Origin of the sequence: Streptosporangium sp. NPDC000396 (assembly GCF_042898655.1) — a bacterium.
Classification (GTDB): Bacteria; Actinomycetota; Actinomycetes; order Streptosporangiales; family Streptosporangiaceae; genus Streptosporangium.
On the sequence record NZ_JBIAZA010000012.1, the window covers coordinates 43,900 to 56,595 of the forward strand.

A 12,696-nucleotide genomic window follows, 5' to 3' on the forward strand; every position below is an offset into this window, starting at 1 on the left:
TCGCGCAGAGACGGGGGACGGCGACACCGCCTCCCCGGGTGCGACCTGGTCGGCATCGGTGGACGAAGTTCAACCGGGGAGCGTCTCACCGCCGATCGGGGCGAGGATTTCGCCGGTGTAATAGGACGAAAGCCGCTCAGAGGCAAAGAAAACATACGACGGCGCGATCTCGTCGGGATGGGCGGCCCGCTGCATCGGTGCCTGCTCGCCGAACTTCTCGACCTTCTCCTCGGGGAAGGTCGCGGGGATCAGCGGCGTCCACACCGGGCCGGGCGCCACCGCGTTCACCCGGATCCCCCGGTCGAGAAGGGTCTGCGCGAGCGAATAGGTGAAGGCGTTGATCGCGCCCTTGGTCGCGGAGTAGTCGATCAACGTCTTGTTGCCGCGCAACCCGTTGATCGAGGAGGTGTTGACGATGGCACCGCCCTCCGGCATGTGCGGAAGCGCGGCCTTGGTGACCCGGAAGTAGGAGTTGATGTTGACTTCGAACGTGCGCTCCCACTGCTCGTCGGAGAGCTCCTCAAGCGACTCCACCGGCGACTGCGTGGCGACGTTGTTGACCAGGAGGTCGATCCCTCCGAACGCGGCGACCGTCGACTCGACCACCTCCCGGCAGTGATCCGCCCTGGCGAGATCACCCGGCAGCAGGACGCAGCGCCGTCCCTCTTTTTCGACCAGGCTTCTGGTGTGCTCGGCGTCGCGGTGCTCGGACAGGTAGGCGACGGCGACGTCGGCGCCCTCTTTGGCGAAGGCCACGGCCACCGCCCGCCCGATGCCGGAATCGCCCCCGGTGATCAGCGCGCGTTTGCCGGCGAGAAGGTCGCGGCCGACGTAGTCGCGCATCTCGTCCCTGGGCGCGGGGGTCATCGCCCCGCTCTCACCCGGATAGGGCTGGGTCTGGGGTGGAGGTGTGCTGTTCTCTTGCTGTGACATACGGTCCGCCTACCCGGCGGCCTGTGCCGCATTCACCGGAGCGCGCAGAGGTCCCCCGCTCGGACGGCCGCAGACCCGGCCTGCCTCCCGGTGGCTGACCAGCCATTTCGTGGAGAGTGATCCGGCGAAATCCGGTGAGGTAACCCCGTAACGCGACGAGCGAGGGGGAACCATGGGAACCGTTGCCGAGCAGTTCATCGAGGTTCTGCGCCAGATCGGGGTGGAACGGGTCTACGGGGTGGTGGGCGACAGCCTGAACCCTGTGGTGGACGCGATCCGCAGGACCGGCGGCATCGACTGGGTGCACGTGCGCAACGAGGAGGCCGGCGCGTTCGCCGCCTCCGCCGAGGCGCAGGTGACCGGCCGTCTGGCGGTCTGCGCCGGAAGCTGCGGGCCCGGCAACACCCACCTGATCCAGGGACTCTACGACGCCCACCGCAGCGGTGCCCCGGTGCTCGCGCTGGCCTCGCACATCCCCAGCCCGCAGATCGGCACCACGTTCTTCCAGGAGACCCATCCCGGGCGCCTGTTCGCGGACTGCAGCGGCTTCTGCGAGATGATCAGTACGGCCGAGCAGATGCCCCGGGTGCTGCGCATCGCCATCCAGCACGCGATCGGCCACAACGGCGTCGCGGTCGTGGTGCTTCCGGGCGACGTGGCGGACCTTCCGGCCGCGAGCGCCACCGGCACCCACGAGTTCCTCACCCGGCGCGGCACGCTCCGGCCTCCGGCCGACCAGGTGGAGGAGCTGGCGGAGGCGCTGAACGGCGCGGAGAAGGTGATGCTGTTCTGCGGCGCGGGGGTGCGTCACGCGCACGAGGAGGTCATGTCGCTGGCCGCGCGCACGCTGGCGCCGGTCGGGCACGCACTGCGCGGCAAGGAGTGGATCCAGTACGACAACCCCTATGACGTGGGGATGAGCGGGCTGCTGGGATACGGCGCCTGCTACGAGGCCATGCACGAGGCCGACCTGGTGGTGCTGGTCGGCACCGACTTCCCCTACCCCGACTTCCTGCCGGGCGGGAACACCGTCCAGATCGATCACGATCCCGCGCGGCTGGGCCGCAGGACACCGCTGGAGCTGGCCGTGCACGGCGACGTCGGGGAGACGCTGCGCGCGGTGCTGCCCAAGGTCACACAGAAGACGGACCGCCGCTATCTCGACAGGATGCTCACCAAGCACCTCAAGGCGCTGACCAACGTCGTGGAGGCCTACACCCACGACATCGAGCACCATGTCCCCATCCATCCCGAATATGTGGCGGACCTCGTGGACGAGCTCGCCGACGACGACGCGGTGTTCACCGTGGACACCGGCATGTGCAACGTCTGGGCCGCCCGCTACCTGTCGCCCAACGGCCGCCGCCGCGTCATCGGCTCCTTCTCGCACGGGAGCATGGCCAACGCGCTTCCGCACGCCATCGGCGCGCAGTTCGCCGCCCCGGGCAGGCAGGTCGTCTCGATGTCGGGTGACGGCGGGCTGGGCATGCTGCTCGGCGAGCTGCTGACCGTGCGGATGCACGACTTGCCGGTGAAGATCGTGGTGTTCAACAACTCCTCGCTCGGCATGGTCAAGCTGGAGATGCTGGTCGACGGGCTGCCCGACTTCGGCACCGACTACACGCCCGTCGACTACGCGGCGATCGCCGCCGCGATGGGCATCCCGTCCGTGAGCGTGGAGCATCCCTCGGATGTCCGCAAGACGCTGACCGCGGCCTTCGGGACGGCCGGGCCGTACCTCGTGAACGTCGTCACCGACCCCGACGCGCTGTCCATCCCGCCGCGCATCACCCGGGAGCAGGTGAAGGGGTTCGCTCTGGCGGCCGGGAAGGTGGTGCTGACGGGCGGCGTGGGACGCATGATCAACCTGGCCAGGGCGAACCTGCGTAACATTCCGCGTCCCTGAGCGAGCCCGGATACGGCAAGCTGGCGGGGTGAGCAAACTGGAACGCCGGATCGTGGAGGCGGCGGAGGCCGCGCTCGCACAGCGCAGGTTCGTCACCGCGATCGACGTGCTGACCGGGGTGCGCTGGCTGCACGCCCGGCACGTGGACACCTGGCGGCAGGGCCGGGCGTCCACGCTGGAGGAGCTTTCGGCCGTCGACGGCGTCAAGATGGCCGAGGCGGTCGCCCTGCTCCGGCGCTGGGCGCTGGCCAAGGGGCTCACCCCGGGTCAGGTCGCCTATGTGTCCGCCGGCCGTGACCGCGGGGAACTGCGGTTCGTCGCCGACGGCGATGACAGCGCCTTCCGGGTCCACTGGATCTCGCCGGACATGAGCGAGGCCCGCCGACGGCAGCTCGCCGAGCGGCAGAGCAAGGCTCCCGATCTGACGGTGGTGGAGTCGCAGAAGGCCTGGGAGTGCGCAGGCTGTGGCGGCACGGGCCCCTATCTGATCATGGAGAACGCCGGGCCACACTGCCTGACCTGCGCGGACATGGATCATCTCGTCTTCGTGCCCGCGGGGAACGCCGCGCTCAGCCGCCGGGCGAAGAAGGAGAGCGGGCTGGCCGCCGTGGTGGTCAGGTTCAACACGCGGCGCAAGCGCTACGAGCGGCTGGGCATCCTGGTCGAGGAGGCCGCCCTGGCGCTGGCCGAGGAGCAGTGCCTGGCCGACGAGGAAGTACGGCTGCGCCGCCGGGAGCGCGACAGGGAGCGGCGGGCCGGCGAGGATGTGGAGTTCCAGGCCGCGATGGCCAAGGAGATCGTCCGCCTGTTCCCCGGCTGCCCGCCCGAGCGGGCCGAGGAGATCGCCCGGCACGCCGGGCAGCGAGGCAGCGGCCGGGTCGGCCGCACCGCCGCCGCCAAGGTGTTCGACGAGAACGCCGTCACGCTGGCCGTGGTCGCCTCGGTGCGGCATCTCGACACCGACTACGACCGGCTGCTGATGGCGGGGGTGCCTCGCGCCGAGGCCAGGGACCGGATCCGGACGGCCATCGACGGGGTGCTCGAAAGCTGGCGCACGACTGTCGGTGCCCCCGGCCACAATGACCTCCATGGAGAAGTGGCGTGAGGTCCGCCAGACGCTGCGTGAGTTCGCGCTGCGCCTGCCGGAGGCCTACGAGGACTACCCGTGGGGCGAGACCGTCATCAAGGCCAACAAGAAGATCTTCGTCTTCCTCGGCGTCGAGGAGCCGACCGAGAAGTGGAGCCCGGGTGTCGGGGTGAAGCTGCCGGAGTCGAACGGCCACGCGCTGGCGGTGGAGGGTGCGAAGCCTTCCGGATACGGGCTCGGCAGGGCGGGCTGGGTGACGATCTCGCTCATGGGCGAGTTGCCGGAGACCGAGGTGCTGCTCGACTGGGTCGAGGAGAGCTATCGGGCCGTCGCACCCAAGAAGCTCGTCGCCAGGCTCGACCTTCCCGGCTGATCGGCAGGCGCCCCTCGGATGATCCGAGGGGCGCCTGCCGGGGAGAGGCCCGATCGTCCGGCGGGCTCGTGACGGCGCCGCCTATCGGTCAGTAGTCGATGCCGCCGCTGCCGCCACCACTGGGGCTGAGGCCGCCGCTGTAGATGCTGCCGGTGCCGGTGATGTTCTGGCGCTGGCCACCGCCACCGCCACCACCGCCGCGCCCGTGCCCCGCACCGCGACGGGCCCGGCACCTGGCCGGGTTCTTGTGCAGCCGGCAGGGCTTCTGGACAGAAGTGGGAACGGACGTGGTGGAGGTGATCCCGGCCACGGTGCCGGTGTCGGCGGCCTGGGCCGGTGTCGTCATGGGCACGATGAGGGCGGAGGCCACCATCGCCCCGGCCGCGAGAGCGTTCCTGACCTTGATCATGACGGATCACTCCATCTCGAATCAGTTGCGCCCTGGGCGATGCCCAGGGCGAAATGACGCCGGATCGGTATCGGACGCGACGCCGACGCGACGTGGAACCTGACTCCACGCTAGATGGCGAGAACTTCGGCGGTCGTCCAAAGAAGCCCAAAGCCTTGAGCCTGTTGAATTACCCTCCCATCACAGAATGCGATCAAAAGAGAAATATCAGTCACACTCCGTTACTTCCCTTTTCGGAACCCGTATCCCAAAAAGATGCCGCAAGACCCCGATCGCAATGGTCGAGTAAGCCGCCACGGCGCGAGCGGCCTTCTCCACGGCGGACCGCTGGCCGTGAGCCGCGAATTCGGGGCGGGCGGTACGGCATGACCACGCCTGGGCGCCTTCGCGGCACCGAGCCCTGGCCGCCAAAAAGTGACTGGTAAAACGACCACTAATCGGGCAGGCACCTTTTTCACCCACACTTTCCCTGTTCAGGGGAATCCGCGTCGGCGTGGCGCCACGAGGTCACTCCGTACCTGTAAGCATCCTTAATGTCACGTTGAGTCACTCAGCGGATGGACATGGGCCGTATTCCGGCCAGCGAGCTAGTCGCGGCCGCGGGCCGCGTTCCGAAAGGAACAGTATCTCTATGTTCACGCCCGATCCCCGCACGGACGCCACAACCACTCACACCCGACCGAAGCGAGTCCGGCCGATGAGCGGGCTGGCCCTGGCGACCCTGGCCGGATCCCTCTCCATGGCTCTTGCGGCCACCCTCTCCGCACCCGCCATCGCCGAGCCACCGCCGGCCGACAGGGAGGATGCCCTCGAAGACACCTCCGACGTGCTGTCGACCACGACCACCACCACCGACCCCAAGCGGCCCTTCGCCCTCGGCCCGCACATCTGCAAGCCCAGGTCCTACTTCAGGGTCGACTCCCTCTCGCCCAGGAACTTCTTCGTTCCCCGCACCCGCTTCATCGACGGCCCCGGCGGCACGATGACGGCCTCGGTCACGCGGCAGCACCGCGTGTACTCCGAGATCGAAATCGAAAGGGAGAAGGGGCTGGAGATCACCATCAACAACCTGATCCGCCGGCTGCGGAACAACTTCAACCCGCTGCTCGCCGAGGAACACCTCGTCACGGCGGGCCACGAGTTCACCCAGGAGATCAGCGACGGGATGTACGGCAACCTGTGGTACCGGGTCTTCGGCTACCGGGTCGGCTTCTCTGCGTGGAGGGAACTCGGCACCTGCCGCCGGCTCAAGGTCACCGCCGGAATAGCCAACATCCCCGCGAGGGTGGAAGGCTGGAGATACTGGGAGACCTCGAAGCCGATCTTCCACGGGCACGTCCTGTCCCCCAAGTAGGGCGCCGGCCGTGACGACACGGCATGGCGGCTGACCGACCTCCGCCGGTGACCTTGACACCGGCGGGTCCGGTAGCGCGTTCCCCTGCGGCAGACGGCCGGCGAGGGTCACTCAAGCAGGGACCCGAGGCGGGACATGCCCGAACGTGTCCCGCCTCATCGCTTTCGCGTGCGGGAAGACGACCTTCTGGCGGCGTTGACGCCCGGAGGTCCCGCCGGAGGCAGGGGAAGGCGCGGCCGACGATCAGGAGACCCCGGTGGAGAGGGCCGCGAGGAGGGCGTCGACCTCGCGGACGACGACCGGCAGGTCCTCCTCCACGTCCGTCGAGCGGGCCAGAAGCATGGCCGCCTCGCAGAGGGTGCCGATGATCAGGTGAGTTCTGATCCTCGTGTCACCCGGGCGGATGCGCCCCTCCTGCTCCGCGCGGACGAGCCCCCGGCTGAGCAGGGCCATGACATGCTCGCTCTCGATCCGCCGGCCCTGTTCCCACCCCAGGACGGCCGGGCCGTCGAGAACCACGATCTGGCGCACCACCGGATCCATGCAGACGCGCAGGAAGGTGTGGCAGCCCTCGCGGACCGCGCTCCAGGCGTCCGGCTGATCCTTCGCCGCGAGCGCGAGGATCTCGGCCAGGCGCTGCTGCTGCCGTACGAACACCGCCAGGAACAGCCCGGCCTTGCCGTCGAAGTGGTGGTAGACCGCGCCCTTGGTGACACCGGCGACCTGCGCTACCTCGTCGATCGAGGTCGCCGCGTATCCGTCGCGGCCGAAGAGCGCCGTCGCCGCCTCGACCAGCTCGCCGGTGGTCTCCTCGGACCTGTCCGCCTGCCTGCGTCTGCCCATCCGCTCTCCATTCCCTTGACCTACATACTAGAGGTATGTAATTTACATACTTGTAGTACGTACTGTGAGTATGGAAATGGAGACAGTCATGTCCGACGACTTCGTGACGCGATGGGCCGCCTTCTGGAACGCGCCCGACCCCGCCAGGCTCGACACCCTCACCGACCCCGACATCGTGCTGCGCTGGCCCGGGCAGCCCGAACCGATCCGGGGCAGGCAGGCCTGGTCCGCCCAGGTCGCCGGGGCCCTCCAGCGCTTTCCCGACCTCAGGCTGGAGGTCACCGGGCACGCGTTCAACGACGACCTGAGCTTCATCAGCTGGCGCGCGACGGCCACCGCGAACGGGGAGGTCATCTCCTGGGAGGGAATCGACCGGATGCGGTTGAAGAACGGGGTCGTGGTCGACTCGATGGTCGCGTTCGACACCGCGGGCCTGCGCCCCGCCGGCGGCTGAGCCCGCGGGGCGCCGGCTGTCAGGTGACGGCCAGCCGCTGCTGGTACCGCTCGTCGCGCCAGAGCTCCTTCTGGAGCACCTCGGCCATGGTGGCGGCCGCGTCATAGACGTCGGCGAAGCCGATGTAGAGCGGGGCGAAACCGAAACGCAGGATCTCCGGGGCTCGGAAGTCGCCGTGGACGCCACGGTCGATCAGGGCGCGCATGACCGGGTAGCCGTCGGGGTGACTGAAGCTGACCTGGCTGCCGCGCCGCTCCGGGTCCCGGGGAGAGGCCAGCCGGAGACCGTACGGCGCGCAGGACTCCTCGACCAGGTCGATGAAGAGCGAGGTCAGCGCGACGCTCTTGGCCCTGACCTCGCCCAGGTCCACCCGCTCCCAGATGTCCAGCGACGCGTTGAGCGGGGCGAAGGACAGCACGTGCGGGGTGCTCACGGTGAAGCGCCGGATGCCCTCGGCCGGGCGGAAGCCCGGTTCGAACGCGAACGGCGCCGCATGGCCGTGCCAGCCGGTCAGCAGGTGTTCTGCCGTGGTCTGGTGCCGGGGGTGAACGTAGACGAAGGCCGGGGACCCCGGGCCGCCGTTGAGGTACTTGTAGGTGCATCCGACCGCGAAGTCGGCCCGCGACACGTCCACCTGGAAGGCGCCGACGCTGTGGCACAGGTCCCAGATCATCAGGGCGCCGGCCGCCTGGACCCGCGCGGTCACCTCGGCGGTGTCGTGGCGCGCTCCGGTCCGGTAGTCCACCTCCGACAGCAGGACGCACGCCACGTCGTCCGACAGCGCGTCGTCGAGGACCCCGATGTCGCGAATCTCGTAACCGCCCAGGGCCTTGGCCAGCCCCTCGACCACGTAACGGTCGGTCGGGAAGTTGGCCAGGTCGGAGATGATCACTCGGCGCTCGGGGCGGAGACCGAGGGCGGCCGAGACGGCCTTGACGATCGCGATCGAGGTGGTCTCGCCGACCACGACCTGGCCGGGGCCCGCACCGATCAGCGGGGCCAGACGGTCACCGGTGGTCAACGGCAGGTCGTACCAGCCCGAGGTGTTCCAACCTCCGACCAGCTGGCCGCCCCACTCCTCGTTCACGACGCGCGCCGTCGCGGTCGAGGCGGCCCTGGGCAGGGCCCCGAGCGAGTTTCCGACCAGGTAGATCGTTTTTTCGGGCAGGACGAACTCGTCCCTGAAGTGCTTTAGGGGGTCGTCTGCGTCGAGCGCGACGCAGTCCGCGCGGCTGATGGTCACGAATCATCTCCGGGTTAGGTGCTTACTAGCTCCTCTATCATCCGGCACCGGCAAATGTCACGACCTCGGCCGGCGAGCCGGACCCCGCGTGACCGGGCAGAATGCCGGAAGGAGCGTCGACTCCGGTGATTCCCCGATTCAACCGTGCGATTCTCTGATTCTTCACGGACGGCCTCAGGAGGAGCCCGATGAAAACTCGCACCGAGACGGTCACCGTCGCCGACGGCTCGTTCGACATGGACCTGTGGCTGCCCGAGAACGGCAGCGGCCCGGTCGTCCTGGTGATCCAGGAGATCTACGGGGTCGGCCCGTACATCCGGAAGGTCGCCGAGGACCTGGCCGCGCTCGGCTACGTCGTCGGCGCGCCGGACCTGTTCTGGCGGATCCAGCGGCACTGGGAATCCGACCACAGCGAGGCCGGGACGGCCGCGTCACTGGAGATGGTCTCCAGGTTCGACGCCCCCCAGGGGGTCGCGGACTCCGCCGCGGCGCTGGCGCACCTGCGGGCGCTGCCCGAGGCGACCGGCGGGACCGGGATGGTCGGGTTCTGCCTGGGCGGGTCGATCGCCTACTTCCTCGCGGCGGACGCCGAGGTCGACGCGGTGCTGTCGTTCTACGGCTCCGCCGTACCGGACGCCGTCGAGCTGATGGACAGGATCACCTGCCCGGTGTTGTTCGTCTTCGGCGGCTCGGACCCCTACATTCCCCGCGATCAGGTCGCCAGGGTCGAGCAGGCGGCGGCGGGGCGGCCGAACATCGAGATGCACGTCGCGGAGCAGGCCGGGCACGCCTTCCACAACCACGAGGCCCCCCAGTTCCACGACCCCGAGGCCGCGCCGGTCGCATGGGCTCGTGCCGTGGAGTTTCTCAGGCGTCATCTCGGGTGAGCTCGGTGGCGACGACGGCGCTAATCATGATCAGGGCGATCAGCTCCAGCGGCACGGGCGTGAACGGGGCGAGCAGCACCAGCGGGGCCGCCACCAGGTAGGAGGCGCTGCAGGCGGGGCCGGGGCGGTGAGGCCGAATATGGACGAACCAGACGCTAAGCAGGAAACAGGCGACCGGAACGGCGACGGCCCCGCCCAGGACCAGCGTGCTCACGTCCGTCACCCTGCCGACCTTGTGGTCGACGATCGCCGCCAGCCCGGCACCGAAGGCCGCGATCGAGGAGAAGACGACGTAGTGGCCGTAACCCCAGGAGAAGGCGTAGCGGTTGTCGTGCAGGAAACGGTGGGCGGGCCGGGCGGTGTAAAGCCACCACATCGAGCAGACGACGGCGAACCCGCTGACGCCCACGAGGGCCAGGCTGAGAGCGGGAGCTCCCGCCGTCATCCCCGACTTGATCGCGAGCGTCGAGGCGAGCACCGCCTCCCCCAGCACGATCAGGGTGAAGAGCGTGTAACGCTCGGCGATGTGGTGCGGGTGCCAGGACGTGGGCCGCACGCGCTCGACCCACCACGGGAGGGTGAGTTCCGCCACGACGAGCACGACGAACGCGGTCCAGGCCCACGCCCCTGTGATCGCGAGGCGAGCGATCCAGAGGATCTGGAGGGCGGTGATGCCCGCGGCGTAACGCAGGGCGGCGGGGCGCACGCCGGGGTTGGAGAGCGCCGCACGCAGCCACTGGCCGACCATGGCGAAGCGCATGATCGCGTAGCCGATCACGACGATGCCGAAACGCCCCTCGAAGGCCTCCGACACTCCCGCGGCGAGAACGAGGGCCCCGAACATCTGCGTGAAGGTGGAGATCCGGTAGATCGGGTCGTCGTTGTCGAAGGCGCTCGCGAACCATGTCCAGTTGACCCAGGCCCACCAGACGGCGAAGAACACCGCCGCGTAGCCGGCCACGCCTTCCAGCACGTGGTGCCCGACGATCGCGTGGTGCAGGCTCGCCGCCGCCTGCCCCACCGCGACCACGAAGACGAGATCGAAGAAGAGTTCCAGCGTGGTGGCGACCCGATGAGGTTCGTGAGGGTCGCGGGCGGACATCGTGCCGAAGCGCCAGACCTGTCTGATGGGTTGATCACTCATGACGTAAATCCCCTGGACACATGGCGTCCATAGCGACTCCCTCGCAACAGCTGGCAAACCCCCATTTTTGGCAATATGGGGATCAGTGGACCGGGCGGCGCCGCGGTCGAGGCCCCTTGCTTGAGGGTCATCTTCTCGTAACCCGGAGAGCCGTCCGGCCCAGCCCGAACCCCGGCATCATTTCCCCATGCAACAGGTGTGGCACGCATGGGGAAATGTCATCATCGCCGCGGTTTTAGCCGTCCCGCTGGTCGTCATCGCCATCCGCCTCCTCGCCCTCCGCCGCACCCGCGACGGCCACCCGTTCCCCGTCCGTACGGCCGTCGCCGACGTCGTCATGACCGCCGGGACCGCCCCCTGGATCTGGATGATCCTCACCCCGAGGGCGGGCGACAGCAGCGTCAGCCTCATCCCCCTCGCAGACCTGTGGATGGTACTCCACGGGTCGGGCGAGACATCGTTTGTGCAGGTCGGAGGCAATCTACTGGTCTTCGCCGCGCTCGGCGCGATGCTCCCGGTCCGCTCGGCACGGTTCGCCTCGCTCGCCAGGGTCGCGGCCGTGGCGGCCACCGCTTCACTCTCCGTCGAGCTCCTCCAGTACGGCCTGCGCCTGGGCCGGGTGAGCTCCGTCGACGACGTGCTGATCAACACGGCGGGTGCCGTACTGGCCGCGGCCGTCACGCGGCGGTGGTGGGCTTCCCAAATAGCGGATGGGATCGTTCCGCGGTAACGGACCGGGAAAACTCCCGAAGATCGCCACACAGGCACGTTCCTCCCAAAAGAAGCACGGGACCAACGCCTGTATCTGTGCGATCGTGGACAAGGCGGGGCAAGTTCTCTGGAGACGCCAAACCCGGTTGGTGACAGAGGGTGATTAAACGTGCAGCAGTCCCCGGTACCTCCCGAGCCCCCGATCTATCGCCGCATCGCCGACAGGCTTCGCGAAGCGATCCTCTCCGGCGACCTCCGAGACGGGGATCGGCTTCCGGGCGAGAACGCCCTCATGGGGCAGTACGGCATAGCCCGTGCGACCGCCAGACAAGCTCTGTCCGTGCTCATCAACGAAGGACTGGCCGTGCCCCGGCGCGGCTCGGGAGTGTACGTCCGGCAGTTCCGGCCGATCAGGCGGCACGGCTCGCGACGGCTCTCCCGTGAACAGTGGGGACAGGGACAGGCGATCTGGGACTCCGACACCAGAGGCCGTCCCTACACCGTGGACGACATGAACATCGACAAGGAGATCGCCGAGGACGCCGTGGCCCGCGTCCTCAACAGCACGGAGGTGTGGGTGCGACGGCGACGCTACTCGGTCGACGGCAGGCCGGTGCAGTTGTCCGTCTCGCACTTCCCCGCCGCCCTGGTGGAGGACACCGCGATCACCCGGGAGGACACCGGGCCAGGTGGCGCCTACGCGCGCCTGGGCGACCTTGGCCACACTCCCGTGCACTTCAGCGAGGAGGTGCGCGCCCGCATGCCCCATCCTCATGAGACCGTCCAGCTGGACCTGCCGGCCGGGACTCCGGTCCTGGTGATCTGGCGGATCGCCTACACGGCGGCCGGCATTCCGGTTGAGGTCAACGAAATGATCCTTGATTCCGCATCTTATGTACTTCAGTACGACTTCAACTCATAGATCAAGGCCATCTGTCAACCGATAGGTTGACCTGTCCCCTGCGATCATTGATTTCTCTAGAGAAGTGCATCACCTTCGTAGGTGGAGCGTCACAGAGACGGGCCTGGGCACGGGGAAGGTGCATAGATGTCATTCGACCGGCATCTGGCGGAAATCGCCCGGGAGTTCCCTGACTGGACGATCTGGCGGAGTGACGCGGGTCGGTGGTGGGCTACCCGCCACCACCCGTTGACCGCCGCCCAGCGTGACATCGGCTGCGCGATGACCATCGACGCGGACGACCCCGAAGGACTGCGCGAGCAGTTACGTGACCAGCAGGACCGTTCCGACGGAAGGGAATCCTGACAGGCCGCCCGGTGCCGAGGTCAGCGGATCTACCGCGGCTCCGGCGCCGGGCCCCCAATCGCGGAAGCCCCCGACCCTATCGGGG

14 protein-coding genes are annotated in these 12,696 nt (G+C 68.5%); 9 read left to right on the top strand and 5 right to left on the bottom strand.

Features of this window, described 5'->3' with window-relative positions; all coding sequences use genetic code 11:
- Window positions 1-69 precede the first annotated feature (69 nt).
- Complete coding sequence (locus ACFY2X_RS20430; protein WP_389940049.1) at window positions 70-933, bottom strand: SDR family oxidoreductase; 864 nt, start codon at window positions 931-933, stop codon at window positions 70-72.
- 172 nt (window positions 934-1,105) lie between these two features.
- Between ACFY2X_RS20430 and ACFY2X_RS20435 the strand changes: the two genes are divergently transcribed.
- The 3 genes from ACFY2X_RS20435 to ACFY2X_RS20445 are packed head-to-tail and all read left to right on the top strand — an operon-like array spanning window position 1,106 to window position 4,299.
- Window positions 1,106-2,839 carry a pyruvate dehydrogenase gene (locus ACFY2X_RS20435; RefSeq protein ID WP_389940050.1) on the top strand — a complete coding sequence of 578 codons (1,734 nt, stop codon included), beginning with the start codon at window positions 1,106-1,108 and terminating at the stop codon, window positions 2,837-2,839.
- 28 nt (window positions 2,840-2,867) lie between these two features.
- A complete protein-coding gene (locus tag ACFY2X_RS20440; protein WP_389940051.1) occupies window positions 2,868-3,944 on the top strand; it encodes a DUF2293 domain-containing protein in 1,077 nt (358 codons plus the stop codon).
- Window positions 3,928-4,299: an MmcQ/YjbR family DNA-binding protein gene (locus ACFY2X_RS20445; RefSeq protein ID WP_389940052.1), complete on the top strand. Its 372-nt coding sequence runs from the start codon at window positions 3,928-3,930 to the stop codon at window positions 4,297-4,299. The genes ACFY2X_RS20440 and ACFY2X_RS20445 overlap by 17 nt, the downstream gene beginning before the upstream one ends.
- Window positions 4,300-4,387: 88 nt before the next feature.
- Here the strand turns inward: ACFY2X_RS20445 and ACFY2X_RS20450 are convergent, their stop codons facing one another.
- Window positions 4,388-4,708 carry a hypothetical protein gene (locus tag ACFY2X_RS20450; protein ID WP_389940053.1) on the bottom strand — a complete coding sequence of 107 codons (321 nt, stop codon included), beginning with the start codon at window positions 4,706-4,708 and terminating at the stop codon, window positions 4,388-4,390.
- 697 nt (window positions 4,709-5,405) lie between these two features.
- On the opposite strand from ACFY2X_RS20450, the gene ACFY2X_RS20455 reads away from it, so the two are divergent.
- Window positions 5,406-6,062, top strand: coding sequence for a hypothetical protein (locus tag ACFY2X_RS20455; protein ID WP_389940054.1), 657 nt, complete (start codon window positions 5,406-5,408; stop codon window positions 6,060-6,062).
- 243 nt (window positions 6,063-6,305) lie between these two features.
- Here the strand turns inward: ACFY2X_RS20455 and ACFY2X_RS20460 are convergent, their stop codons facing one another.
- Window positions 6,306-6,905 carry a TetR/AcrR family transcriptional regulator gene (locus ACFY2X_RS20460; protein ID WP_389940055.1) on the bottom strand — a complete coding sequence of 200 codons (600 nt, stop codon included), beginning with the start codon at window positions 6,903-6,905 and terminating at the stop codon, window positions 6,306-6,308.
- An 88-nt stretch (window positions 6,906-6,993) separates the two neighbouring features.
- Here ACFY2X_RS20460 and ACFY2X_RS20465 point away from each other — a divergent pair, with 88 nt between their 5' ends.
- Window positions 6,994-7,359, top strand: coding sequence for a nuclear transport factor 2 family protein (locus tag ACFY2X_RS20465; protein WP_389940056.1), 366 nt, complete (start codon window positions 6,994-6,996; stop codon window positions 7,357-7,359).
- A gap of 19 nt (window positions 7,360-7,378) precedes the next feature.
- On the opposite strand, the gene kynU is transcribed toward ACFY2X_RS20465, so the two are convergent.
- Complete coding sequence (gene kynU / locus ACFY2X_RS20470) at window positions 7,379-8,602, bottom strand: kynureninase (RefSeq protein WP_389940057.1); 1,224 nt, start codon at window positions 8,600-8,602, stop codon at window positions 7,379-7,381.
- 188 nt (window positions 8,603-8,790) lie between these two features.
- Between kynU and ACFY2X_RS20475 the strand changes: the two genes are divergently transcribed.
- Window positions 8,791-9,489: a dienelactone hydrolase family protein gene (locus ACFY2X_RS20475; protein ID WP_389940058.1), complete on the top strand. Its 699-nt coding sequence runs from the start codon at window positions 8,791-8,793 to the stop codon at window positions 9,487-9,489.
- Here ACFY2X_RS20475 and ACFY2X_RS20480 read toward each other — a convergent pair.
- The gene (locus ACFY2X_RS20480) at window positions 9,470-10,633 is read right to left on the bottom strand and encodes a low temperature requirement protein A (protein WP_389940059.1); all 1,164 of its coding nucleotides are present in this window, start codon (window positions 10,631-10,633) and stop codon (window positions 9,470-9,472) included. The two genes, ACFY2X_RS20475 and ACFY2X_RS20480, sit on opposite strands and share 20 nt — an antisense overlap.
- Window positions 10,634-10,820: 187 nt before the next feature.
- On the opposite strand from ACFY2X_RS20480, the gene ACFY2X_RS20485 reads away from it, so the two are divergent.
- The 3 genes from ACFY2X_RS20485 (at window position 10,821) to ACFY2X_RS20495 (ending at window position 12,611) form a co-directional block, all read left to right on the top strand.
- A complete protein-coding gene (locus ACFY2X_RS20485; protein ID WP_389940060.1) occupies window positions 10,821-11,363 on the top strand; it encodes a VanZ family protein in 543 nt (180 codons plus the stop codon).
- Window positions 11,364-11,513: 150 nt separating this feature from the next.
- On the top strand, window positions 11,514-12,266 hold the full coding sequence (locus ACFY2X_RS20490; RefSeq protein ID WP_389940061.1) for a GntR family transcriptional regulator: 753 nt from the start codon (window positions 11,514-11,516) through the stop codon (window positions 12,264-12,266).
- A 126-nt stretch (window positions 12,267-12,392) separates the two neighbouring features.
- Window positions 12,393-12,611 carry a hypothetical protein gene (locus ACFY2X_RS20495; protein WP_389940062.1) on the top strand — a complete coding sequence of 73 codons (219 nt, stop codon included), beginning with the start codon at window positions 12,393-12,395 and terminating at the stop codon, window positions 12,609-12,611.
- The last annotated feature ends 85 nt before the right edge of the window (window positions 12,612-12,696 follow it).